The sequence below is a fragment of the Polaromonas sp. genome (assembly GCF_012927415.1).
Classification (GTDB): Bacteria; Pseudomonadota; Gammaproteobacteria; order Burkholderiales; family Burkholderiaceae_C; genus Polaromonas.
In genome coordinates this window covers 1-24,285 of sequence record NZ_JABBPF010000018.1, presented here as the reverse complement: position 1 = coordinate 24,285, position 24,285 = coordinate 1, and the positions used below count along the sequence as shown (strand labels likewise).

At 57.9% G+C, this 24,285-nt stretch carries 18 protein-coding genes and 1 pseudogene; 16 read left to right on the top strand and 3 right to left on the bottom strand.

What is annotated here, in order from left to right:
* The 13 genes from rseP (at position 1) to HHJ19_RS01755 (ending at position 14,999) form a co-directional block, all read left to right on the top strand.
* Positions 1 to 1,380, top strand: a complete 1,380-nt coding sequence (rseP, locus tag HHJ19_RS01815; RefSeq protein ID WP_296903570.1) for an RIP metalloprotease RseP — start codon at positions 1 to 3, stop codon at positions 1,378 to 1,380.
* Between the two features lie 13 nt (positions 1,381 to 1,393).
* The gene (gene bamA / locus HHJ19_RS01810; RefSeq protein ID WP_296903568.1) at positions 1,394 to 3,694 is read left to right on the top strand and encodes an outer membrane protein assembly factor BamA; all 2,301 of its coding nucleotides are present in this window, start codon (positions 1,394 to 1,396) and stop codon (positions 3,692 to 3,694) included.
* A complete protein-coding gene (locus tag HHJ19_RS01805; protein ID WP_296903567.1) occupies positions 3,694 to 4,200 on the top strand; it encodes an OmpH family outer membrane protein in 507 nt (168 codons plus the stop codon). The genes bamA and HHJ19_RS01805 overlap by 1 nt, the downstream gene beginning before the upstream one ends.
* A gap of 47 nt (positions 4,201 to 4,247) precedes the next feature.
* Positions 4,248 to 5,315, top strand: a complete 1,068-nt coding sequence (gene lpxD, locus HHJ19_RS01800; protein ID WP_296903565.1) for a UDP-3-O-(3-hydroxymyristoyl)glucosamine N-acyltransferase — start codon at positions 4,248 to 4,250, stop codon at positions 5,313 to 5,315.
* Entirely contained in the window at positions 5,312 to 5,752 is a 441-nt protein-coding gene (gene fabZ / locus HHJ19_RS01795; RefSeq protein ID WP_296903564.1) for a 3-hydroxyacyl-ACP dehydratase FabZ, read from the top strand. Before lpxD ends, fabZ begins: the two co-directional genes overlap by 4 nt.
* 8 nt (positions 5,753 to 5,760) lie before the next feature.
* The gene (gene lpxA, locus HHJ19_RS01790; protein WP_296903562.1) at positions 5,761 to 6,573 is read left to right on the top strand and encodes an acyl-ACP--UDP-N-acetylglucosamine O-acyltransferase; all 813 of its coding nucleotides are present in this window, start codon (positions 5,761 to 5,763) and stop codon (positions 6,571 to 6,573) included.
* 7 nt (positions 6,574 to 6,580) lie between these two features.
* Positions 6,581 to 7,780: a lipid-A-disaccharide synthase gene (lpxB, locus tag HHJ19_RS01785; protein ID WP_296903557.1), complete on the top strand. Its 1,200-nt coding sequence runs from the start codon at positions 6,581 to 6,583 to the stop codon at positions 7,778 to 7,780.
* On the top strand, positions 7,752 to 8,369 hold the full coding sequence (rnhB, locus tag HHJ19_RS01780) for a ribonuclease HII (RefSeq protein WP_296903556.1): 618 nt from the start codon (positions 7,752 to 7,754) through the stop codon (positions 8,367 to 8,369). The genes lpxB and rnhB overlap by 29 nt, the downstream gene beginning before the upstream one ends.
* Positions 8,366 to 9,166, top strand: coding sequence for an RNA methyltransferase (locus tag HHJ19_RS01775; RefSeq protein ID WP_296903554.1), 801 nt, complete (start codon positions 8,366 to 8,368; stop codon positions 9,164 to 9,166). Before rnhB ends, HHJ19_RS01775 begins: the two co-directional genes overlap by 4 nt.
* 250 nt (positions 9,167 to 9,416) lie before the next feature.
* Positions 9,417 to 10,613, top strand: coding sequence for a glutamine-hydrolyzing carbamoyl-phosphate synthase small subunit (gene carA / locus HHJ19_RS01770; RefSeq protein WP_296903552.1), 1,197 nt, complete (start codon positions 9,417 to 9,419; stop codon positions 10,611 to 10,613).
* A complete protein-coding gene (carB, locus tag HHJ19_RS01765; protein ID WP_296903550.1) occupies positions 10,606 to 13,848 on the top strand; it encodes a carbamoyl-phosphate synthase large subunit in 3,243 nt (1,080 codons plus the stop codon). The genes carA and carB overlap by 8 nt, the downstream gene beginning before the upstream one ends.
* A 118-nt stretch (positions 13,849 to 13,966) precedes the next feature.
* Positions 13,967 to 14,443, top strand: a complete 477-nt coding sequence (greA, locus tag HHJ19_RS01760) for a transcription elongation factor GreA (protein ID WP_296903549.1) — start codon at positions 13,967 to 13,969, stop codon at positions 14,441 to 14,443.
* A 121-nt stretch (positions 14,444 to 14,564) separates the two neighbouring features.
* Positions 14,565 to 14,999: a DUF4149 domain-containing protein gene (locus tag HHJ19_RS01755; RefSeq protein ID WP_296903548.1), complete on the top strand. Its 435-nt coding sequence runs from the start codon at positions 14,565 to 14,567 to the stop codon at positions 14,997 to 14,999.
* Between the two features lie 57 nt (positions 15,000 to 15,056).
* Here the strand turns inward: HHJ19_RS01755 and folD are convergent, their stop codons facing one another.
* From folD to HHJ19_RS01740, 3 genes are all read right to left on the bottom strand, one after another.
* On the bottom strand, positions 15,057 to 15,926 hold the full coding sequence (gene folD / locus HHJ19_RS01750) for a bifunctional methylenetetrahydrofolate dehydrogenase/methenyltetrahydrofolate cyclohydrolase FolD (RefSeq protein WP_296903546.1): 870 nt from the start codon (positions 15,924 to 15,926) through the stop codon (positions 15,057 to 15,059).
* Between the two features lie 82 nt (positions 15,927 to 16,008).
* Positions 16,009 to 16,635: a response regulator transcription factor gene (locus HHJ19_RS01745; protein ID WP_296903544.1), complete on the bottom strand. Its 627-nt coding sequence runs from the start codon at positions 16,633 to 16,635 to the stop codon at positions 16,009 to 16,011.
* A 48-nt stretch (positions 16,636 to 16,683) separates the two neighbouring features.
* Entirely contained in the window at positions 16,684 to 19,254 is a 2,571-nt protein-coding gene (locus HHJ19_RS01740) for a PAS domain-containing sensor histidine kinase (protein ID WP_296903542.1), read from the bottom strand.
* Between the two features lie 295 nt (positions 19,255 to 19,549).
* On the opposite strand from HHJ19_RS01740, the gene aceE reads away from it, so the two are divergent.
* The 3 genes and pseudogenes from aceE to HHJ19_RS01725 form a co-directional block, all read left to right on the top strand.
* A complete protein-coding gene (aceE, locus tag HHJ19_RS01735) occupies positions 19,550 to 22,249 on the top strand; it encodes a pyruvate dehydrogenase (acetyl-transferring), homodimeric type (protein WP_296903540.1) in 2,700 nt (899 codons plus the stop codon).
* Positions 22,250 to 22,268: 19 nt separating this feature from the next.
* A complete protein-coding gene (gene aceF / locus HHJ19_RS01730) occupies positions 22,269 to 23,954 on the top strand; it encodes a dihydrolipoyllysine-residue acetyltransferase (RefSeq protein ID WP_296903538.1) in 1,686 nt (561 codons plus the stop codon).
* A 121-nt stretch (positions 23,955 to 24,075) separates the two neighbouring features.
* A pseudogene (locus HHJ19_RS01725) lies at positions 24,076 to 24,285 on the top strand (MFS transporter); the annotation flags it as partial.

The following is a 24,285-nucleotide window of genomic DNA, read 5'->3' as shown; positions in this document are numbered from 1 at the left end:
ATGCTGACATTGCTTGCTTTTGTTGTAGCGCTTGGCATCCTGATCGCCGTGCACGAGTATGGCCATTACCGGGTGGCGGTGGCCTGCGGCATCAAGGTGTTGAAATTTTCCATCGGATTCGGCAAACCCGTTTACACCTGGCGACTCAAGAACAAATCGACCGAATTTGCCATCGGCATGCTGCCGCTGGGTGGTTACGTCAAGATGCTCGACGAGCGGGAAGCGCCGGTGGATGCGGCCGAGCGGCATCTGGCTTTCAACACCCAGCCGCTGAAGTCCCGCGCAGCCGTGGTCGCGGCCGGCCCGATAGCCAATTTGTTGCTGGCGGTCCTTTTGTATTCTGTTGTCAACTGGAGCGGCACGCAGGAACCCAAGGCCATCCTGGCCAGTCCGGTGGCTGGTTCACTGGCCGAAAGCGCGGGCCTGCGCGGTCACGAAACCGTCTTGCAGGCTGCCTTCGAAGGTGATGCGCTTGAGACCGTCCGCTCGTTTGAGGACCTGCGCTGGCGGCTCACGCAGGGCGCCCTGGATGGCCGCGACGTACAACTTGTGCTCGGCGGTGAAACCCAGGGCGCTTCACGAACCGTTCAGTTGCAACTCAGCCGGCTCGGTGCCGCCGAAGCGGATGCGCAGTTATTCCGAAAAATCGGCATTGCCGGACCATGGACAAAGCCCGTGATAGGCGACGTGATGGTGGGCAGTGCTGCTCAAAAAGCCGGTTTGCAGGCGGGTGATGTTGTCCAGCGTGTGGGCAACATCGCGGTCGTCGACGGGCAGCAGCTTAGAGAAATCATCCGTGGCTCTGTGCCATCTGCGGGTGGCAGCGCCAAGCCTTTGGCTGCACCGCAAACCTGGCAAGTGCAGCGCAACAAGCAGGCTCTGGAACTGCAGCTCACGCCTGAACTCAAGCAGGAAGGCAGCACCCTCATGCCGCGGATAGGCGCTTTTGTCGGCGCGCCTCCTGAATTTGTAATGGTGCGTTACGGGCCTCTGGAGGGTTTGGTTCAGGGTGCAAAGCACACCTGGGAAGTATCTGTTTTGACGCTCCGGATGATGGGGAAAATGGTGATCGGGGAAGCTTCGCTTAAAAATTTGAGCGGGCCACTCACGATCGCCGATTACGCCGGCAAATCGGCAAGCCTTGGCTGGTCAGCTTACCTTGTGTTTCTCGCACTCATCAGCGTGAGCCTTGGGGTTCTTAATTTACTCCCGCTGCCGGTTCTGGACGGCGGGCACCTGATGTATTATCTTTGGGAAGGGGTTACCGGTCGCGGCGTATCTGACGTCTGGATGGACCGGTTGCAGCGCGGTGGCGTTGTTATCCTGCTGGGCATGATGTCTATTGCCCTTTTCAATGATGTAACCCGGCTTGTGGGCTAACTCCAACCATTTCATGCAAAAGCAATTCACTCGATTAAAAGTTCGCGCCGTCTGCGCCATCGCCTCCGGTTTGCTGGTTGCCAATTCTGCCTGGGCGGTTGATCCTTTCACGGTACGCGACATCCGTGTGGAGGGTTTGCAACGTGTAGAGCCCGGAACCATATTTGCGTCATTGCCATTTCGCGTTGGTGAAACCTACAGCGACGACAAGGGTTCGTCAGCAATCCGGGCCCTGTTCGGACTCGGCCTGTTCAAGGACGTGCGCCTGGAGGTCAACGGTGACGTGCTGGTGGTGATTGTTGAGGAGCGACCCACGATTGCCGACGTGGACTTCGTCGGAACCAAAGAGTTCGACAAGGAGGTGCTGAAAAAGGCGCTTCGCGAGGCAGGCGTTGCTGACGGCCAGCCGTTTGACAAGGCGCTCGCAGACAAGGCCGAGCAGGAACTCAAGCGGCAATACATCAACAAGAGTCTGTACGGTGTTGAAGTGCTCACGACAGTGACACCGATTGAGCGCAATCGCGTGAACCTGACCTTCAGCGTGGTTGAAGGTGATGTCGCAAAAATCAAGGAAATTCACATCACCGGCAACAAGGTGTTCAGTGAATCAACGCTGTTGGGGTTATTTGACCTGAACACTGGCGGCTGGCTGAGCTGGTACACAAAATCGGACCGTTATTCGCGCACCAAACTCAATGCGGACATCGAAACTTTGCGCTCCTACTATCTGTCCAGGGGCTATCTTGAGTTCAAGGTCGATTCAACCCAGGTGGCTATTTCTCCCGACAAACAGAGCATTGCCGTCACGGTCAATATTACGGAAGGCGAGCGTTTTGTCGTATCCAGCATCAAGCTTGAAGGTAACTACCTCGGCAAGGAAGAAGAGTTCAAGTCGCTGGTGGCGATCAAGGCCGGAGAGCCCTACAACGCCGATGAGGTGGCTCAAACTACCAAGGCGTTTACTGACTATTTCGGAACCTTTGGCTTTGCCTTTGCAAAAGTGGAAGCTACGCCCGAGATTGACCGCGTCAACAATCGGGTGGCCTTTGTGCTACAGGCCGAACCCTCGCGCCGGGCTTATGTGCGGCGCATCAATGTGGCGGGCAACAACCGCACGCGCGATGAGGTAGTGCGCCGCGAGTTCCGACAGTTTGAATCCTCCTGGTACGACGGTGACAAAATCCGCCTTTCCCGTGATCGCGTGGACCGTTTGGGTTTCTTCAATGAAGTCAATGTAGATACCCAAGAGGTGGCGGGCACCGCCGATCAGGTCGATGTGACGGTGAACGTGGTTGAAAAGCCAACAGGAAATCTGCAGCTCGGCGCCGGCTATTCGAGTGCTGACAGCGTTTCCCTGATGTTTGGCGTCAAGCAGGAAAATGTGTTTGGCTCGGGTAACTATCTGGGCGTTGAAGTTAACACCAGCCGGTCCAATCGCCAGCTTGTTTTGAGCACCATTGATCCTTACTTTACCGCTGACGGGATTTCCCGGAGCATCGATGTCTACTACCGCACATCTACGCCCCTGAGTGGGCAGGGCGGTGACTACCAGCTTAGAACCAAAGGCGCCAGCATTCGTTTTGGGGTTCCTTTTACAGAAACGGATACGGTTTATTTCGGCACCGGTTATGAATCCCTGACGATCGTGCCCGGAACACTCCTTCCCGTCAGTTACCAGGACTACGCCAAACAGTTTGGTTTCACCAGCAACTCCGTTCCCCTGACTGTGGGATGGTCGCGAGACAGCCGGGACAGCGCACTGGTGCCCACCTCGGGGCGTTATCAGCGTGTTTACGGCGACTGGGGCATTGCTGGCGACATCAAATTTGTACGCGCCAACTACCAGATTCAGCAATATATACCGATTAACAAGCAATTCACGGTTGCCCTGAATGGTGAGTTGGGCTGGGGCAAGGGCCTTAACGGTCAGCCCTATCCGCTCTTCAAGAACTATTACTCGGGTGGTCTTGGCTCGGTGCGCGGATTCCAGCAGGGCTCCCTGGGCCCCCGCGACACCTCAGACCTGGCCGTCGGCGCGTCCAAAAAACTGACCCTCAACGCAGAGCTCATCGCTCCGTTCCCGGGTGCGGGAAATGACCGAACCTTGCGTTTATACGGTTTTGTTGATGCCGGAAATGTGTTTAAGGATGGCTACAAGCTGAGTGGTCCGGATGGCCTCAGAGCCTCTACCGGCCTTGGCATCAGCTGGATTTCACCCGTCGGACCGCTTCGCATTGCATATGCAGTGCCTCTACGTAAACAAGCAGGCGATAAAATCGAACGCCTGCAATTCCAGATCGGTACCTCTTTCTAATGAAAAACTTTTCAAACAAAATCGCCTTGGGCCTTGTTATTGCACTGGCCGCCTTTTCCGTCAGTGCGCAAGAGTTCAAGGTGGGGGTGGTCAATTTGGACCGCATTTTCCGCGAAGCTAATTCGGCCAAGGCCGCCCAGACCAAACTGGAGCAGGAGTTCAGCAAGCGCGAAAAAGAGCTGACCGATCTTGGTGCCCAGTTGAAAACGATGTCTGACAAATTCGAGCGAGAGGCTCCTACACTGGCAGAAAGTCAGCGGACCGTGCGTCAGCGGCAACTGGTCGATCAGGATCGGACCTTCCAGACCAAGCGTCGCGAATTTCAGGAAGATCTCAGTGCCCGCAAGAATGAAGAACTTCAGCAGGTGATTGAACGTGCCAACAAGGTCGTTAAAACGCTGGCCGAATCTGAAAAATACGACCTGATCCTGCAGGAATCGGTATACGTTAACCCCAAGCACGATATCACCGACAAGGTGATCAAGGCGCTGAACGCCGGCCGTTGATCGCGGGTGTTCGGCAGTCGAACAAGCGTGGAAATGGCGGGCGCAGTGTGACGCTCCGTCTAGCCGCTATTGTTCAATCCCTGGCGGGCAAGGCCCCTGCTGAATTGGTGGGCGACCCGGAACTGGAGATTGAGCATCTGTCCACCCTGGAGGCATCCGGCCCCCACGACCTGACATTTCTCAGCAATCCGAAATATCTCAGCCAGCTTGCGCAGTCTGCTGCGGGTTGCGTGGTGGTCGCGCCTTCTGCGCGAGAAGCCGCCGTGAACCGTGGCGCCTGCATTGTTGTGGACGACCCCTATTATTACTTTGCGTTGGTGACGCAATTCTGGAAACGTCAGCATTTCCCGGATTCGGAAGCGCACATCCATCCCAGCGCGTTGATTGATCCTGGTGCCACGCTGGGGTCCGGCGTCGCTATCGGGGCATTTGTCTGCATCGCGGAGGGCGCCGTGATTGGCGAGGGCGCGCGCATCGCGGCGCATTGTGTTATCGGACGCAATGCCGTCATTGGTGCGGCAAGCCGCCTGTCTGCGCGCGTCACCGTCGCCGATGGCTGCAGCATCGGCGAGCGTTGCATCCTTCATCCGGGCGCGGTCGTTGGTGCTGACGGTTTTGGCTTCGCTCCGAACGGCGGACGGTGGGTCAAGATTGAGCAGCTTGGTGCCGTCCGGATAGGTGATGACGTGGAGATTGGCGCCAACACCTGCATTGACCGGGGTGCGTTGCAGGACACGGTGCTGGAAGATGGCGTCAAGCTCGATAACCTGGTGCAGATTGGTCACAACGTGCGCGTTGGAAAGCATACCGCGATGGCGGGCTGCGCGGGCGTGGCAGGTAGCGCAACGATAGGCGCGCATTGCACCGTCGGTGGCGGCGCCATCGTTCTGGGCCATCTGCATCTGGCCGATGGCGTGCATGTGTCAGCTGCTTCCATCGTTACCCGATCCATTTTGAAGCCCGGCCACTACACCGGCCTCTTCCCCATCGACGACAATGCCGCCTGGGAAAAAAACGCGGCCACGCTCAAGCAACTTTACGCCTTGCGTGAACGACTCAAACATACTGAAAAATCCCTCCTGCAGTTGCAGGCCAGCCCAGAAGAAAAATCATGATGGATATTCACCAGATTCTCAAGTTGTTACCGCATCGCTATCCGATTTTGCTGGTTGATCGGGTGCTTGAGATCGAGCCTGGAAAATGTATCAAGGCTCTTAAAAACGTCACGATCAACGAGCCCTTTTTTATGGGTCATTTCCCGCATCGCCCCGTGATGCCGGGCGTCCTGATGCTCGAAGCCATGGCGCAGGCTGCGGCTTTGCTGTCCTTCTGCACGATGGACGTGACGCCCGATGACAAAACCGTTTACTACTTTGCCGGCATCGACGGTGCGCGTTTCAAGCGACCCGTCGAGCCTGGTGATCAGATGATCATGGATGTGTCGCTGCTGCGTATGAAGGCGGGTATTTTCAAGTTCAAGGGTGTCACCAGGGTCGGCGAGCAGATTGCTTGCGAAGCCGAACTGATGTGCACTATGCGCAGGGTTGGTTGAGTGTTGCCATGACTTCGTCAGTTGCATTGTCAGGCATCCATCCGACCGCGCTTGTCGATTCTTTTGCCCAACTCGACAGTTCGGTCAGCGTGGGCCCTTTTACGGTGATCGGCCCGGATGTCAGGATAGCAGCTGGCACAACCATTGGTGCGCACTGCGTGATTGAAGGCCACACCACAATCGGCCGTGACAACCGGATTTTCCAGTTCAACTCGCTTGGCGCCATTCCCCAGGACAAAAAATACGCTGGGGAACCCTGTGAATTGGTGATCGGCGACCGCAACACCATCCGCGAGTTTTGCACCTTTAACATCGGCTCCCCCGGAGACCAGGGCATGACGCGCCTGGGCAATGACAACTGGATCATGGCCTACGTGCATATCGCGCATGACTGCGTGGTGGGCGACAACACGATTTTTGCCAACAACACGACATTGGGCGGCCATGTGCAGATTGGCGACTGGGTGATCCTGGGCGGCTTTACCGGTGTGCATCAGTTTGTGCGCGTGGGCGCGCACAGTTTCACCGCTGTTTCTTCGGTATTGCTGGCCGATCTGCCACCTTTTGTGATGTGCCAGGGTCAGCCGGCCGGAGCGCGGTCGATGAATTTTGAAGGCCTGCGCCGGCGCGGTTTTTCGGTCGATCGGATTGCGGGCGTCAAGGCCATGCACAAGGCGCTTTACCGCGACAATCTGACGCTGGAGCAGGCCAAGCTGCGAATCGCTGAATTGACACAAAAGCATCCGCAGTCGGAGCCCGACGTGCAGATGATGCTTTCATTTTTACAGCACGCTTCGCCGCAGCGCGGTATTGTTCGCTAGGACGGCGATGCAGGCAGCACCAACTGCTTTGCGCCTTCGTGGTCAGGTGGCGCCAGACATCGCCATGGTCGCCGGCGAAACCTCGGGCGATCTGCTGGCGGGCCTGTTGCTCGACGGCCTCAAAGCGCGCTGGCCAGACTTGGCGCCTCGCGGCATCGGCGGCGCGCACATGGCGAGCCGCGGTTTTCAGGCCTGGTGGCCGAGCGACAAACTGGCTGTGCACGGATTCGGTCTGGATGTGCTGCGCCGCTACCATGAAATCCTCGCCATCCGCAACCAATTGAAAAAGCGGCTCTTAAATGGGCCTGGCCAGCGCCCCGATGTTTTCATCGGCGTCGATGCGCCTGATTTCAATCTGGGTCTTGAGGCGGCGCTTAAGGCCGAAGGTATCAAAACAGTTCAATTTGTCTGTCCGTCCATCTGGGCCTGGCGGGCCGACCGCATCGAGAAAATCAAGCACAGCGTGGACCATGTGCTGTGCATTTTCCCGTTTGAACCAGCCTTGCTGTCTGCGCACGGTATTGCCGCGACTTATGTAGGCCATCCGCTGGCCAATGTCATCCCACTGCACCCCGATCGCCAAGCGGCTAGGCGCGTGCTGGGTTTGTCCGACGAAGACACGGTGGTCGCCATTTTGCCAGGCAGCCGGAAGTCGGAAATCCGATATCTGGCTATGCGGTTCTTTCAGGCTGCAGCCATCGTAAAACGGGAACACCCAGCTATTCAATTCATAGTTCCCGCGATTCCTGCGCTGAAAAGCCTGATCGAGCGGCTGGCCGAAGAAGCTGGCATCCGCTCTGCTGTGCAGATTGTGGCAGGCCAGTCGCATACCGTGCTGGCTGCCTGTGATGTCACGCTGATCGCCAGCGGCACCGCCACCCTGGAGGCCGCCTTGTTCAAGCGGCCAATGGTGATTGCCTACAACATGAACTGGCCGTCGTGGCAGATCATGCGGCGCAAGCAGTTACAGCCCTGGGTTGGCCTGCCCAACATTCTTTGCCAGGATTTTGTCGTTCCAGAGTTGCTGCAGGAGGCGGCGACACCCCGAGCGCTGGCGCAGGCATTGCTGCAATGGATTGAGGCAAAATCTGCGGCAGCTGACAAAATTGTGGCCGTCCAACAACGCTTTACCCAGCTGCATGAAGATCTGCAGCGAGACACTTCCCGACTGGCCGCCGATGCAATCCAGAAAATTCTTGAAACTTGAGCAAACGGTTTTTTCCTGGGAAACTTCCGGGTTGATGGCCGGTGTCGACGAGGCCGGAAGGGGGCCGCTGGCTGGGCCGGTGGTGGCGGCGGCGGTCATTCTCGATGACTTGAATCCCATCAAGGGGCTGGCTGACTCCAAAAAACTCTCTGCCTTGCGGCGCGAAAAGCTTTACGACGAGATTCAGGCCAAGGCGTTGTGCTGCTCTATCGCGCTGGCAACGGTCGAAGAAATCGATGCGCTGAATATCTTACAGGCCACCCTGCTGGCCATGAAACGGGCGGTTGAGGGCCTGCGGCTTAAGCCCAACAAGGTGCTGGTCGACGGCAACCGATTGCCAACGCTGGTGATGGTTGCTGAGGCGATCGTCAAGGGGGATGCGCTGGTGCCAGCCATTTCGGCCGCTTCGATTCTGGCCAAGGTGTACCGTGATCGCTGGTGCGCCGAGTTTCACCTCGAATACCCGCAATACGGTTTTGCCGGACACAAGGGTTACGGCACGGCAAAGCACTTGGCTGCCTTGCGTGAACACGGCGCCTGCCCGCAGCATCGGCGTTCTTTTGCGCCGGTTGCGGAGGTTTTGCGATGAGCGGCGGGTTTTCCGTGCCTGTCACCCATATCACTTCGCGCGACAACGCCCTCATCAAGGAATTGCGCAAGCTTTCGCAAGACAACACCGCTTACCGCAAGCAGGCGCGGGTCTGGCTGGAGGGTGATCATTTGTGCCGTGCGGCGCTGGCACGCGGCCTGAAACCGTTGCTGGCCGTGTTTTCGGCGTCTTTTTGGCCTCATGTCCAGCAAGAATGGGCACTTTCTGCTATAAAAAACATAGTGATTGCCGACGCGTTGCTGCCCGAGATTAGCGGCCTGGAATCGCCTGCAGGAATGGGCTTTGTACTGGAACTTCCCCCTGCAGCCCAGCTACAAGCAGATGCAGCGTCAGTCATTCTGGACCGCGTGCAGGATGCAGGGAACGTCGGCTCGATATTGCGCAGCGCCGCCGCCTTCGGATTCAGCCAGGTCATAGCACTCAAGGGAACGGCCGCGCTGTGGTCGCCCAAGGTGCTGCGCGCCGGTATGGGCGCGCATTTTGCCCTGCGGCTGGTCGAAGGTGTCGAGCCTGAGGCACTGGCGGCGCTGTCGGTGCCGATTGTTGTCACCAGTTCGCACGAGGGCAGTTCGTTGCACCAGCAGGCCATTCCCATGCCGTGCGCCTGGGCGCTGGGTCATGAAGGGCAGGGTGTCAGTGACGATTTGATGGCCAGAGCGCACTTGAAGGTTTGTATCGAGCAACCCGGCGGCGAGGAGTCACTCAATGTGGCCGCTGCAGCAGCCATCTGCCTCTATGCGAGCGCGCAGGCCCGGCAACCGATCGCAGCCCGGTAAAAAGCGGGAGGTCGACGCGACCGCCGCGCCGGACAGCGTCAATGAAGGTCAGTGCCCTCGCAGAGCAACGCAGTAAACGCAGCGACAGGCGTGGGGGCAATATTCAGCAAGCTATAATCGATGGCTTTTCAAAACACAGCTTCGCCCAAGCGCATACAAAGCCAAACCCCCTCACAAAAGCAGCCTGCAAAAGTCTAAAGAGACGTTTTTTGTGCACGCTTGGGCGAACCGTAAACAACCGGAGAACCCAGTGCTTTTGTCTCTAAAGGGAATTTCCCCTCCCGCCATCCTGGCGCTCGCAGACGGCACGGTCTTTGTTGGCAATTCGATTGGAGCTGCTGGCTCCACGATCGGCGAGGTGGTGTTCAACACTGCCATGACCGGCTACCAGGAAATCCTCACGGACCCAAGCTATTGCCAGCAGATCGTTACCCTCACATACCCGCATATCGGTAATTACGGCATCAATGCCGAAGACGTCGAAAGCGGCAAGATTCATGCCGCTGGCCTGATCATCAAAGACCTTCCGCTGATCGCCTCGAACTTTCGCATGACCATGACCTTGGCCGAATATCTGGACAAGGAAAATATCGTCGCAATTGCAGGGGTTGATACCCGCCAGCTGACGCGTCACCTGCGGCTTTACGGTGCTCAAAATGGTTGCATCGTGGCACTGGCGCGTGGCGAGGCCGTCAGCCAGTTGGCCATCGACAACGCCGTTGCGACGGCCAAAGCGGCGCCCAGCATGGATGGACTGGACCTGGCCAAGGTAGTCTCTACAAGGCAGACCTACGAATGGACCCAGACCGAGTGGAAGCTGCTGAACAGCAATGGCAAGCCGGGTTACGGTGTGCAGATCACGCCAAAATTCCATGTGGTCGCCTATGACTTCGGAGTCAAGAAAAACATCTTGCGCATGATTGCCGAGCGCGGTGCGCGGATCACGGTGGTACCGGCGCAAACCTCTGCGCTAGATGTGCTCAAGCTCCAGCCTGACGGCATTTTCCTGGCCAACGGCCCGGGCGATCCGCAGGCTTGCGACTACGCCATTGAAGCGGTTCGCGAGCTGATAGAAACCGGCATCCCGACTTTCGGCATCTGCCTGGGCCACCAGATCATGGCGCTGGCCGGTGGCGCCAAAACCTTCAAGATGAAGTTCGGCCACCACGGCGCCAATCATCCGGTGAAAGACCTCGACACGGGCCGCGTCAGCATCACCAGCCAGAACCACGGTTTTGCGGTGGATGAAAAAACGTTGCCCGCCAACCTGCGGTCGACCCACATCAGCCTGTTCGACGGCACGCTGCAAGGATTGGCACGCACCGACAAGCCGGCGTTCTGTTTCCAGGGCCACCCTGAAGCATCGCCCGGACCCCACGATATTTCATATTTGTTCGATCGCTTCACGGCGTTGATGGAACAGGCTGCGGAGAAGAAAAATGCCTAAGCGCACAGACATCAAATCAGTCCTCATCATCGGCGCCGGCCCGATCATCATTGGCCAGGCCTGCGAATTCGACTATTCCGGTGTGCAGGCCTGCAAGGCGCTGCGCGAGGAAGGCTACAAGGTCATCCTGATCAACAGCAATCCGGCCACCATCATGACCGACCCTGCAACAGCCGACGTCACCTACATCGAGCCCATCACCTGGCAGACGGTGGAGAAAATCATCGCCAAAGAGCGACCGGACGCGATCCTGCCGACCATGGGCGGCCAAACTGCGCTCAATTGCGCGCTCGATCTGTGGCGCAACGGCGTGCTCGACAAATACAACGTCGAGCTGATCGGCGCCAAGCCCGAAGCCATTGACAAGGCCGAGGACCGGCTCAAGTTCAAGGACGCGATGACCAAGATTGGCCTCGGTTCGGCTCGGTCAGGTATCGCGCACAACATGGACGAAGCCTGGATCGTGCAAAAAACGCTGGGTTTCCCGACCGTGATCCGCCCCAGCTTCACGTTGGGCGGCACGGGTGGCGGCATTGCTTACAACCCGGAAGAATTCGAGGAAATCTGCAAGCGTGGTCTGGAAGCGTCGCCGACCAGCGAGCTGCTGATTGAAGAGTCGCTGCTCGGCTGGAAAGAGTACGAGATGGAAGTGGTGCGCGACACGGCGGACAACTGCATCATCGTCTGTTCGATTGAAAACCTGGACCCGATGGGTGTGCACACCGGCGACTCTATCACCGTAGCGCCGGCCCAGACGCTGTCCGACAAGGAATACCAGATTTTGCGCAATGCGAGCCTGGCGGTGCTGCGCGAAATTGGCGTCGATACCGGCGGCTCCAACGTGCAGTTCGCCATCAATCCGGACGACGGCCGCATGGTTGTGATCGAAATGAATCCGCGCGTGTCGCGTTCCTCGGCGCTGGCCTCAAAAGCCACGGGTTTCCCGATCGCCAAGGTGGCTGCCAAGCTTGCTGTGGGCTACACGCTCGATGAGCTGCGAAACGAGATCACCGGTGGCGCCACGCCGGCCAGCTTCGAGCCCAGCATCGACTACGTGGTCACCAAAATTCCACGTTTTGCGTTTGAGAAATTTCCGACTGCCGATTCGCGCCTGACGACGCAGATGAAGTCGGTCGGCGAAGTCATGGCGATGGGCCGGACCTTCCAGGAATCGTTCCAGAAGGCCCTGCGCGGTCTGGAAGTGGGCGTCGACGGCATGAACGAAAAGACCCAGGACCGCGAGGTGCTGGAAAAGGAACTCGGCGCGCCGGGCCCTGACCGCATCTGGTATGTGGGCGACGCGTTCGCCATGGGCCTGAGCGTCGATGAAGTGTTTGCACTGACGAAAATCGACCGCTGGTTCCTGGTGCAGATCGAGCAGATCGTCAAGATCGAGCTGGAACTGGAAACCACGTCACTGGACCAGATCGACGCCGCCACGCTGCGCGCACTGAAGCAAAAAGGTTTTTCCGACCGGCGACTGGCCCGGCAGCTCAAGACCACCGACACCGCGATTCGCGAAAGGCGCATCGCGCTGGGCGTTCGCCCGGTTTACAAGCGCGTCGACACCTGCGCGGCCGAGTTCGAGACCAATACCGCCTACCTGTATTCGACTTACGAGGCCGAAGGCAGCGAATGCGAAGCGGCGCCGACTGACAAGAAAAAAATCATGGTGCTGGGCGGTGGCCCCAATCGCATCGGCCAGGGCATCGAGTTCGACTACTGTTGCGTGCACGCCGCCATGGCGATGCGTGAAGACGGCTACGAGACCATTATGGTCAACTGCAACCCCGAAACGGTTTCCACCGACTACGACACCAGCGACCGCCTTTACTTCGAGCCGCTGACGCTCGAAGACGTGCTCGAAATTGTCGACAAGGAAAAGCCATTCGGGGTGATCGTGCAATATGGCGGCCAGACACCGCTGAAGCTGGCCCTGGATCTTGAAGCCAATGGCGTTCCCATCATCGGCACTTCGCCCGACATGATTGACGCGGCCGAAGACCGCGAGCGTTTCCAGAAACTGCTGCACGAGCTCAAGCTTCGTCAGCCGCCCAATGCCACAGCCCGCACTGAGCCTGAAGCGCTCCAAAAAGCCGCCGCGCTGGGTTATCCGCTGGTGGTGCGCCCCAGCTATGTGCTGGGCGGCCGCGCCATGGAAATCGTCCATGAGCAGCGCGACCTGGAGCGCTACATGCGCGAAGCAGTCAAGGTCAGTAATGACTCTCCCGTGCTGCTGGACCGCTTTTTGAACGATGCCATCGAGTGCGATGTGGACTGCATCCGGGACTCAAAGGGCAAGACCTTTATCGGCGGGGTGATGGAGCACATCGAGCAGGCGGGCGTTCACAGCGGCGACTCGGCCTGTTCCTTGCCGCCGTATTCGCTGAGCCTTGATACCGTTCTGGAAATCAAACGGCAGACAGCCGCCATGGCCGAGGCACTGAATGTGGTTGGGTTGATGAATGTGCAGTTTGCCATTCAGCATATTGACGGTCTGGACGTCATCTACGTCCTGGAAGTCAATCCGCGTGCCTCCCGCACCGTGCCCTTCGTGAGCAAAGCCACCGGTGTGCAGCTCGCCAAGGTCGCTGCGCGCTGCATGGTCGGGCAGTCGCTGGCTTCACAAGGAGTGGTCAATGAAGTGACGCCGCCTTATTTCAGTGTCAAGGAAGCGGTTTTCCCCTTCGTCAAGTTTCCTGGCGTGGATACGATCCTGGGTCCCGAGATGAAGTCTACCGGTGAAGTGATGGGCGTTGGTAAGACATTTGGCGAGGCCTTTGTGAAATCCCAAATCGGTGCAGGCACCAAGCTGCCGACGTCCGGAAAAGTTTTCCTGACCGTCAAGAACAACGACAAGGCACGGGCGGTGGAAGTGGCGCGTGCGTTGGCCGAGCTCAAGTTTGATCTGGTCGCCACCAAAGGCACGGCGGCGGCCATCAACGCGGCCGGTATAAGCTGCGGCGTGGTTAACAAGGTCACTGAAGGCCGGCCGCACGTTGTCGACATGATCAAAAACAAAGAGATCGCGCTGGTCATCAACACCGTCGAGGAGCGGCGTAATGCGATTGCCGATTCGCGGCAGATCCGCACCTCGGCGTTGCTGTCCCGCGTCACCACCTTCACGACCATTGCCGGTGCTGAAGCGGCGGTGGAGGGCATGAAGTACCTGGACAATCTGAGCGTGTATTCCATTCAGGAACTGCACACCCAGCTGGCTTCGCAGGCGGCTTGAGGAGGGGGTCAAACCCCTTCGTCCAGTTCATCCGATTTGCATTAAACTAAAGTCTACGTCGATTTAATAGGCCGCCGCCAGGTGACTGGTGGCGGCTTCGCATTTGCAGGACAAAAACATGACAACCCTTCCCATTACCAAGCGCGGCGCAGAAAAGCTCAAGGCCGAATTGCACAACTTAAAAACGGTTCAGCGCCCTTGGGTCATTAATGCAATTTCTGAAGCGCGCGCCCAGGGCGATTTGAGCGAAAACGCCGAGTACGAAGTCGCCAAAGACCGCCAGGGTTTTATTGAGGGCCGCATCCAGGAGGTTGAAGGCAAGCTGTCCGCAGCCCAGATCATTGACCCATCCACTTTCGAAGCCGGAACCCGTGTCGTGTTTGGCTCGACTGTCAAACTCGAAGACGAAGCCACTGGCGACAGTGTGACTTACCAGATAGTCGGTGAGGATGAGGCTGACATCAAGTTGGGCCTAGTCAACATCGGGTCGCCGATTGCCCGCGCTTTGATTGGTAAGGACGAGGGCGATAGCGCTGAAGTGCAAGCGCCGGGTGGCATCAAGCGCTATGAAATCGTGAGCGTAAGCTACATCTGAAGATGTTGCCGCCAAGCTTTTCGCTTCGAATACTACGTTGTTTCCCCGACAAGTTGGTGGTCCTTCGAGTCGTTCTGCGGTCGCCGGTTGATCCGGTGCCTGAGACAAGCAGAAACCGCTCGTGAGAGCAAGGTTGGGCCTTTTTTTGGCCGCGCTCTGGTGGGGTAGCCTGACCGGTTTGGGTTTTGTCGTCGTGCCGATGCTGTTCATGAATATGGGGAGCCCTTCGGCTGCAGGTGCCATGGCAGCCAAACTGTTCACCGCGCAAACATGGTTGGGCACTGGCTGTGCCATGTTGCTTCTGATGGTGTTTAACAAGAAGGATGATGCCGTTCTTGCGCCCTATCTCAGTTCAGCGATGAAGTATGTCGTGGCCGGCCTGTTGCTGGCCTTGCTTGTCGAGTTTGGCATTGCGCCTCGCATCGTCAATGCCCGGACTTTGGGCAGCGACCTCAGGTTCTGGCATGGTTTGGGAAGCGCGATGTACCTGGGGCAATGGCTGTGCGCTGCTTTCACGCTTTGGCGGCTGGCTTCGCGTTCTGGCGCAAATAATTAAGGTTTGGGCTAGGCAGAAGCCGGTTTTCCGCCCGCGTCTGCATTTCGACGCTGTTGCTTAAATTGCGTGGCTGCGTTCAGCTGCTTCCAGCGTGTTCACCAGCAGCATGGTGATGGTCATCGGACCGACACCGCCAGGCACGGGGGTGATGTAGCCAGCTACTCCCTTTACCCCCTCAAAATCCACATCGCCGCAGAGTTTGCCTTCGCCAGGCTCGCCTTCCGGGATGCGGTTCATGCCGACGTCTATGACGACAGCGCCCGGCTTGACCATGTCGGCGGTCAGCACTTTGCGCTTGCCCACCGCTGCCACGATCACGTCGGCCTGCAGCGTCATGGCCTTGAGGTCCGAAGTAGCGCTGTGGCAAATGGTCACGGTGGCATTTTTTTGCAGCAACATCAGTGCCATGGGCTTGCCGACTATGTTGCTGCGGCCGATGACCACGGCATGTTTGCCGCGCAAGTCGTAGCCTATGCTTTCCAGCATCTTCATGCAGCCGTATGGCGTGCAGGGCCAAAAGCCGGGCTGGCCGACCATCAGTGCGCCGGCACTGGCAACGTGGAACCCGTCCACATCTTTGGCAGGCGAAATCGCTTCAATGACTTTTTGCGCATCAATATGCGCCGGCAACGGAAGCTGGACCAAAATGCCGTGAATCGCCGGGTCTTTGTTCAGGGCATCGACGCGCGCCAGCAAATCGGTTTCGCTCAAAGTCGCCGGGTAGCGCTCCAGTACCGAATGCACGCCGCTGTCTTCGCAGGCCTTGACCTTGTTGCGCACGTATACCTGGCTGGCGGGATTTTCACCAACCAGTATCACGGCAAGGCCTGGAATGACGCCGCGCTGGCGCAGGGCCGCGGCGCGCCGGGCAACTTCGGTACGCAGTTGCCTGGACAAAACGTTGCCATCAATCAATTGGGCTGTCATTTTTCGGCTTTTCAAGTAAAAATGCCCGCTAGTCCAGGGACTACGGGCAGAAGCAGCTATAAAAAAAATAGCAATTAAAGGCTCAGGCTTTCGGGGCGCTGGAGCCCAGGGCGATTTTGAGCAAATCAGCCACCGTGTTGGCGTTGAGCTTCTCCATGATGTTGGCGCGGTGCGCTTCCACTGTCTTAATGCTGATGCCCAGGTCGTCGGCGATCTGCTTGTTCAGGCGGCCGGCAACGATGCGCTCCAGTACCTGCGCTTCGCGCGAGGTGAGCTTGGCGAGCAGGGCGTCGCGGCTGGCGGATTGCTGGTGGTCGCTGAAGGCGTCCTTGGCCTGTTCCAGCATGCGCTCAACCAAGCTGAGCAGCGCTTCCTCCTGGAAGGGTTTCTGTATGAAATCCATGGCCCCCTTTTTCATCGTGTCCACGGCCATGGGTACATCGCCATGGCCGGTAATGAAAACGATGGGAAGGGGCGACTTGCGCTCGACCAGGCGATCCTGCAGTTCCAGGCCGGTCATGCCGTCCATGCGAATATCGACAATCAGGCAGGCCACTTCGCGTGCGTCGTAGCGGCTCAGAAAGGTCTCTGCCGAGTCAAAGCAGCGCACCCGATAGTCCTTGCCTTCAAGCAACCATTGCAGGGAGTCGCGTACGCCCTCGTCGTCGTCAATGACATAGACCGTACCTTTTTTGGGAATCAAGCTCATGCGGTACTTTCTTCGTAAACTTTTTTCAGTGAACTTTTTGCAAAGTTTTCAGTGAGCGCCAGCATCCTTGGTCACTATGTAATCGGTAGCAGCCGCATCTGCTGAAAACAGGGGTGCTACGGGAATCCAGAAGGTAAACCGGCACCCGACAACTTCATCACTATTGTAGAGGTTCACCGCCTCCAGTCTTCCCTGGTGCGATTCAACAATGCTGCGGCAAAGCTTCAGCCCGATTCCCATCCCTTCAACCTTGGTGGAATAGAACGCTTCAAACAGGCGGGTCATGACCTCGGGGGACAGGCCGCGTCCAGTATCCGATACGGAAAATTCGACCACGTTCTGCTCGTCGATGGTTTTGGGCACCACGCGCAGTTCAACGCTGCGCTGGGCGGTGGAGCGCTGCGCGTGGGCAATCGACTCGGCAGCATTTTTCATCAGGTTGATAAGTACCTGTTCGATGAGGATCGGATCGACCATGATTTTGGGTAAACGTGCCGCGATGTAGTGGCTCAACCTCACATGATGGCGCCTGAGTTCAATTTCAGCCAGTTCCATCGCGTTGCTGACAATCGTGGCGACTTCCGACGATGTGCGGTTGGGTTCGCTGCGCTTCACGAATGACCGGATGCGCTGGATGATCTGGCCAGCACGCCAGGCCTGCCGGGCGGTTTTTTCGAGCGCGATCAACAGATCCTCGTTACTGATTTTCTGGTCCTTGATGCGTGACACCATGCCGTTGCAGTAGTTGTTGATCGCTGTCAGCGGCTGGTTCAGCTCGTGGGCCACGCTGGAAGCCATTTCGCCCATGGTAATCAGGCGGCTGGCCGTCTGGGCTCGCTCGTTTTGCTGGGCCGCCTGCTCTTCAGCATGGCGCCGTGGCGAGATATCGGTGGCAATCAACATCTGCGCCAGCCGGCCATCTACCCAGGTGAGGTAACGCGAACGCACTTCCAGCCATTTCGCCAGCTCGGGCACAAAGATTTCGGCGTTGGCGGTTAGGGCGGTGGTCAGCGTGTCGGTGGGGAAACCAGCAAGACTGTCTACTGCGTCCAGCGCGTCCTCGTTAGGTGCCACGGCTGGAACGCCCGCCTGGGCAATCAGTTTCACATGCCCCGAGACTTCCGCGCCAAACCAGGACCGGTACAACCTGTTGGCAAAGAGCAGCTCCTCGCTGCCCAGCGGTGCCACGGACACGGCCGCGTCCAGCCCTTCGAGCACGGTGGTGAAGCGTTCATAGGAGGCCGACAGCTCCTCGCGAATACGTTTGGGCTCGGTGATGTCGGTCATGGAAGTCATCCAGCCGGTTTGCTGGCCGCGCGGATCAATGAGTGGCGACACATACATGCGGGCATCAAAAATCTCGCCGTTTCTGCGTTTGACCCGGACCTCGAAGCCGCCCGGTGGCGTTCTTCCGTGCAACTCGTCATCCAGCCGCGCCATCAGGGTCTCGAACTCGGACTCGGGCCAGTGGGGGAAGGGCGCAGTGCTGCCTACCAGTTCGCTCTCGCTCAAGCCGGTCATCTGGCAGAAAGCCGGGTTGACATAGCTGATCCGCCCCTGCAGGTCCAGTGCGCGCATGCCGGTGAGCATGGAGTTTTCCATCGCGCGGCGAAAGTTGGTTTCTGAAATCAATGCCTGCTGGGCCTGTACGCGGCGCCGGGTGTGGCGCCAGGTGCCCAAAAGCATCCAGACGGTCAGGGCGCTCAGTGCGCTGACCAGCCAGAAGAAACCGCTTCCCACTACGCCCAGAGACGCGCGGTAGCCCTCGGCCCGTATCAGCAAGCCATTGCCCACCGGCGAGACCGGGATTTCGTATTTGGCTGCCCCCTCGGCCCATGGTAAAAGGCGGGCTGCCCCTTTGCGAACGGGCGGCAGGTTGCCGGCCAGCAGCACCTGTTTGTCGTCGATCAGGGCTACCGCGTACTTGGCCGTGACCTCGGTCGGCACGCCAAAGCGCAGCAACCCGTCAATTGAATATTCACCCATGATGACGCCGGAAAATTTGCCCTGATCATCCAGTGGCACTTGCAGCTGCAGGGTAGGCGCGTTGTAGCCATTGTTTTCTTTGCCAATCAGCGGACGAGAGTAAACCGGTTGCCGCAGGTCTTTCGCCAAGCCAAAGGTGCCATCGGTTTCACCCACCTTAAGTTGCTCGCCTGCAGCGCGCAGCTGGCTGGCGTTGGCGCTTGGTGAGACATAAGACACCTTGACACGCCGTTTGCTGTCCACCCAGGTCACGGCCATCAGCTCCGGGTACTGGTTGACAAGCGATTCGGCCTGGCTGATGAATTCGTCGGTGTCGATCTCCTTGTTGGAGATGTCCCGGCCAATGCGCATGAGTTGCTCCTGGCGCTCCAGCAGGCGCAGGCGCAGCCGCTGTTGGGCGTATTCCACATCGCGGGTGACCGCTGGCTGCTCCCGGTCTATCTCTTCATTGCGCAGGTAGCCAAACGCCGCTACCACGGGGGCGTGTAAAAGCACGACGGCAAAGAGCGGTCCCAGCGTTATGAAACGGTCCTGCCTCGAGGGCGACTGTTTGCGCCACCAGCGGCGCCACAGGGCCAGCGGTATAGAAGGCGCGGTAACTTCGGCGACGGATGGAAGTGGTTGTTGGGGCATAGGCAGCAACATGAAGTTTAAGTGAGATGCCTGACGCCGCCCCGCACCCATCCTGATTCATTCAGGTTCATGACGGCAAAAGATCGCAGACCTTTTATCTCGTCCGCTGCAGCAAACATTATTCCCCTGCTTTTTTTATGATGTGAAATTCAAATGCACAATTTGAAATTAAAAAAAAATTATGAGAAACTGGAGACTTAAATCTAATTTACGTTTAAAACATCCCATCAACTTCAACCTGTGTTGGCTCAAAGAGCTTCGGCGCAGGTTAACTAGTGTTACTCAGGAGACAAAAATGGCTGCCAATCCAAACGAGACCACCCAGACCGATGCCCCCAATTTGAGCGCCGTTGCCGACGTGCTGGATAAAGATTCCCAGGAAACCCGTGAGTGGATGGATGCACTCTCTGCTGTGATTGAAAGTGAAGGCCCCGAGCGCGCGCACTTCCTTTTGGAGCAACTGCTCGAGCATGCCCGCCAGAAAAGCATAGACATGCCTTTTTCTGCAAACACCGGCTATGTCAACACCATCGAGGCAGACCAGCAGGAGCGTTGTCCAGGCAACATCCAGATTGAAAAGCGTCTGCGCTCCTACATGCGATGGAATGCCATGGCCATGGTGGTCAAGGCCAATCGGTTGCATCCGGCCGATGGAGGCGATCTGGGTGGGCATATTGGCTCTTTTGCCTCGCTGGCCAGCCTGTTTGGCGCTGGCTTCAATCATTTCTGGCATGCTGAAAGTGAAAATCACGGTGGCGATTGCCTTTATATCCAAGGGCACTCTTCCCCAGGAATTTATGCGCGTGCTTATTTAGAAGGTCGCCTGACCGAAGAGCAGTTGCTTAACTTCCGTCAGGAAGTCGGTGGCAAGGGCCTGTCGAGCTACCCGCACCCAAAGCTGATGCCTGAATTCTGGCAATTCTCGACAGTTTCCATGGGCCTTGGGCCGCTTATGGCGATTTACCAGGCGCGCTTCCTCAAGTACCTGCATGCCCGAGGTATTGCCAATACCGAAAATCGCAAGGTCTGGGTGTTTTGCGGCGATGGTGAAATGGACGAGGTGGAGTCCTTGGGAGCGATCGGTCTGGCGGCACGAGAAAACCTTGACAATCTGGTGTTTGTCATTAACTGCAATTTGCAGCGGCTGGATGGCCCGGTGCGCGGCAATGGCAAGATCATCCAGGAACTGGAGAGTGAGTTCCGTGGCAGTGGCTGGAACGTGATCAAGCTGCTCTGGGGCAGTAGCTGGGATTCTTTGCTTGCACGGGACAAGGAGGGAATTTTGCGCAAGATCATGATGGATACCAACGACGGAGACTATCAATCCTTCAAGGCCAACGACGGTGCTTACGTGCGCAAAAATTTCTTTGGGCGCGACCCGCGCACGCTGGAGATGGTCGCCAAGATGAGCGATGACGACATCTGGAACCTGCGCCGCGGCGGCCATGATTCCGAAAAAGTGTATGCGGCGTTTCACTCCGCCGTCAATCACAAGGGCCAGCCTAGCGTGTTGCTGATCAAGACCGTAAAGGGTTTTGGCATGGGCAAGATCGGCGAGGGAAAAAACAATGTTCACCAGACCAAGAAGCTTGGAGACGAAGACATCAAGTTGTTCCGTGACCGCTTCAACATCCCGATTCCCGACAGTCAACTGGCAGATATTCCGTTTTACAAGCCGGCTGACGACACGCCGGAGATGAAGTATCTGCACGAGCGGCGCAAAGCCTTGGGAGGTTACCTGCCGGAGCGCCGGACCAAGGCTGACGAGAGCTTTACAGTACCCTCCCTGGAAACATTCAAGGCCGTGCTCGAGCCCACTGCCGAAGGCCGTGAAATATCCACCACGCAAGCCTACGTGCGTTTTCTCACGCAGTTGCTGCGTGACCAGGCCTTGGGCCCGCGCGTGGTTCCCATTCTTGTTGACGAAGCGCGCACTTTTGGCATGGAGGGTTTATTCCGCCAGATCGGCATCTACAACCCCGCTGGCCAGCAATACACCCCGGTCGATAAAGACCAGGTGATGTACTACAAAGAAGACAAGAAAGGCCAGATACTTCAGGAGGGCATCAACGAGGCGGGTGGCATGTGCAGCTGGATTGCTGCGGCTACCTCTTACAGCACGAACAACCGGATCATGATCCCGTTCTACGTGTATTACTCGATGTTCGGCTTTCAGCGTTTCGGCGATCTGGCGTGGGCAGCTGGCGACATGCTGGCGCGCGGTTTCCTGCTTGGCGGCACTTCGGGTCGTACCACGCTGAATGGCGAAGGCTTGCAGCATGAAGACGGTCACAGCCATATCATGGCGAGCACGATCCCCAACTGCGTCAGCTATGACCCAACCTTTGCGCATGAAGTCGGCGTCATACTGCACCATGGCCTCAAACGCATGGTTGAAAAGCAGGAAAACGTGTACTTCTACATTACGCTGCTGAATGAAAACTATGCCATGCCCGGCCTGAAGGCGGGTACCGAAGAGCAGATCATCAAGGGCATGTACCTTTGCAAGGAAGGCTCCAAACTCACGCCGAGAGTGCAGTTACTGGGTTCTGGAACAATCTTGCGCGAATCCATTGCGGCGCAGGAATTGCTGGAGAAAGAGTGGGGTGTCGCTGCCAACGTATGGAGCTGCCCAAGCTTCAATGAACTTGCCCGCGACGGCCAGAACACCGAGCGGTGGAATCTGCTGCATCCGGCGGAGGCACCCCGGCTGTCCTTTGTGGGCGAGCAACTTGAAAAGCACACCGGTCCTGTGGTGGCCTCGACTGATTACATGAAAGCATTTGCCGAGCAGATACGCTCCTTTATTCCAAAGGGTCGCACATACAAGGTGTTGGGTACCGATGGTTTTGGCCGGAGCGACTTCCGCAGCAAGCTGCGCGAGCACTTTGAAGTTAACCGCCATTACATCGTTGTTGCCGCCCTGAAGGCGCTGAGTGAAGAGGGCGCAATCCCGGTAGCCAAAGTTGCCGACGTATCACTCGTCAAAGACTGAAGCAATCGGAGACAACAACATGGCATTGGTAGAAATTCAAGTCCCCGACATTGGGGATTTCGATGAAGTAACGGTGATTGAATTGCTGGTTAAGCCGGGTGATACCGTGGCGGCCGAGCAATCGTTGATTACCGTGGAGTCCGACAAGGCTTCGATGGAAATTCCCTCCAGCCATGCAGGCGTGGTCAAGGAACTTAAGGTCAGGCTCGATGACAAGGTCAAACAGGGTTCGGTGGTGCTGACGCTGGAAGTGCAAAGCGCAGGCGCTGCACCAGCCTCACCTGCTGCAGCGCCTGCGCAAGCGGCACCGGCCCGGCAAATCCCCACTCAGCCAGCAGCGTCAGCGCCCACAGCGGCAATTAACCCGGCCATCGTCAGCGGCACAACTGAAGTGCGCGTGCCTGATATCGGCGACTTCAAGGACGTCTCCGTAATCGAGGTGCTGGTCAAGGCGGGTGACACCATCAAGGCTGAGCAGTCGCTGATCACGGTGGAGTCCGACAAGGCCTCCATGGAAATCCCCTCCAGCCACGCCGGTGTACTCAAGGAGCTTAAGGTCAAGTTGGGCGACATCGTCAATATCGGGGATTTGCTGGCCATCCTGGAAGGCTCCGCTGCGGTCATTGGTGTTCCGGCGCAGAAAGAGGCAGCCTCTGCGGTGGCATCGTTACCGGCTGCCTCGACACCCGCCGCCGCCGAAGCATCCGCGCCTGTGACTCCAGCGTCAGCGCCTGCTGCGATGCCGGCTCATGAGCCCGCGGCGCCACAAGGCAATTTGCCGCACGCCTCTCCTTCAATACGCAAATTTGCCCGCGAGTTGGGCGTGCCGCTGGCTGAAGTCAAGGGGAGCGGCCCCAAGGGACGGATTACCGAAACCGACGTGAAGAGCTTTACCCAAGCGGTGATGGCCGGTGCCGCCCAGACAAAAGCCCAGACCGCCATTGCTCCGGCGGCCTCGGGCGGCGGTGAGGCATTGGGTTTGCTGCCTTGGCCAAAGGTTGATTTCGCCAAGTTTGGCCCGGTCGAGCGTCAGGACATGTCGCGTATCAAGAAGATCAGCGGCGCCAACCTGCACCGAAACTGGGTGATGATTCCGCACGTCTGCAACCATGACGATGCCGACATCACCGCACTGGAAGCCTTCCGTGTGCAGATGAACAAGGAAAACGAGACGTCAGGTGTCAAGATCACGATGCTGGCTTTCCTGATCAAGGCATCGGTGGCTGCACTAAAGAAATTTCCCCAGTTCAACGCTTCGCTTGACGGCGATCAGTTGGTGCTCAAGCAGTATTTCAACGTCGCGTTTGCCGCTGACACGCCCAACGGTCTGGTGGTGCCTGTCATCAAGGATGCCGATAAGAAAGGCATCGTGCAGATCTCGCAGGAGATGGGCGAACTGGCCAAAAAGGCGCGTGATGGCAAGCTCAGTCCGGCCGACATGCAGGGCGCATGCTTCACCATTTCGTCGCTTGGCGGCATTGGCGGGCGTTATTTCACACCCATCATCAATGCGCCCGAGGTGGCTATATTGGGGGTCTGCAAAAGTCGGATCGAGCCCGTTTGGGATGGCAAGGCTTTCCAGCCGCGCCTGATGCAGCCGCTCTCGCTGAGCTGGGATCACCGTGTGATCGACGGCGCTGCCGCTGCCCGGTTTAATGCCTTCCTGGGCCAGATCCTGGCAGATTTTCGCCGCGTGCTTTTGTGAATATGGCGCCGGCGCTTGTCACTTCATGTAGCTTGCGGCCCCAAGAGGCGGCTGAATTTGAACGGAATTGCCGTTCGTTGCGATCGCCTGGTCGGAGCGTTTCACCTGAGAAGTCCTGGTCATGACCACTCTGGTGGTCGTGAAGAAAGCAGGGCAGGTGGCCATGGCAGCCGATACCCTGGTGACCTTCGGGGACACGCGCCTGAGTCACCGTTTCGAGGTCAATAGCAAGATTTTCAAGGTCGATACCCCGGCGGGTACGAGCTACGTTGGCATGGCCGGCACGGTGGCGCACTTTCCCGTGTTGCGCAAGGCCATGGCAGCGCTGCCG

What these genes read in the sequence shown, in the direction of transcription:
- rseP (WP_296903570.1), top strand. Translation starts at nt 1, where the DNA reads ATGCTGACATTGCTTGCTTTTGTTGTAGCGCTTGGCATCCTGATCGCC.
- bamA (WP_296903568.1), top strand. Translation starts at nt 1,394, where the DNA reads ATGCAAAAGCAATTCACTCGATTAAAAGTTCGCGCCGTCTGCGCCATC.
- HHJ19_RS01805 (WP_296903567.1), top strand. Translation starts at nt 3,694, where the DNA reads ATGAAAAACTTTTCAAACAAAATCGCCTTGGGCCTTGTTATTGCACTG.
- fabZ (WP_296903564.1), top strand. Translation starts at nt 5,312, where the DNA reads ATGATGGATATTCACCAGATTCTCAAGTTGTTACCGCATCGCTATCCG.
- lpxA (WP_296903562.1), top strand. Translation starts at nt 5,761, where the DNA reads ATGACTTCGTCAGTTGCATTGTCAGGCATCCATCCGACCGCGCTTGTC.
- lpxB (WP_296903557.1), top strand. Translation starts at nt 6,581, where the DNA reads ATGCAGGCAGCACCAACTGCTTTGCGCCTTCGTGGTCAGGTGGCGCCA.
- rnhB (WP_296903556.1), top strand. Translation starts at nt 7,752, where the DNA reads ATGCAATCCAGAAAATTCTTGAAACTTGAGCAAACGGTTTTTTCCTGG.
- HHJ19_RS01775 (WP_296903554.1), top strand. Translation starts at nt 8,366, where the DNA reads ATGAGCGGCGGGTTTTCCGTGCCTGTCACCCATATCACTTCGCGCGAC.
- carB (WP_296903550.1), top strand. Translation starts at nt 10,606, where the DNA reads ATGCCTAAGCGCACAGACATCAAATCAGTCCTCATCATCGGCGCCGGC.
- greA (WP_296903549.1), top strand. Translation starts at nt 13,967, where the DNA reads ATGACAACCCTTCCCATTACCAAGCGCGGCGCAGAAAAGCTCAAGGCC.
- folD (WP_296903546.1), bottom strand. Translation starts at nt 15,926, where the DNA reads ATGACAGCCCAATTGATTGATGGCAACGTTTTGTCCAGGCAACTGCGT.
- HHJ19_RS01745 (WP_296903544.1), bottom strand. Translation starts at nt 16,635, where the DNA reads ATGAGCTTGATTCCCAAAAAAGGTACGGTCTATGTCATTGACGACGAC.
- HHJ19_RS01740 (WP_296903542.1), bottom strand. Translation starts at nt 19,254, where the DNA reads ATGCCCCAACAACCACTTCCATCCGTCGCCGAAGTTACCGCGCCTTCT.
- aceE (WP_296903540.1), top strand. Translation starts at nt 19,550, where the DNA reads ATGGCTGCCAATCCAAACGAGACCACCCAGACCGATGCCCCCAATTTG.
- aceF (WP_296903538.1), top strand. Translation starts at nt 22,269, where the DNA reads ATGGCATTGGTAGAAATTCAAGTCCCCGACATTGGGGATTTCGATGAA.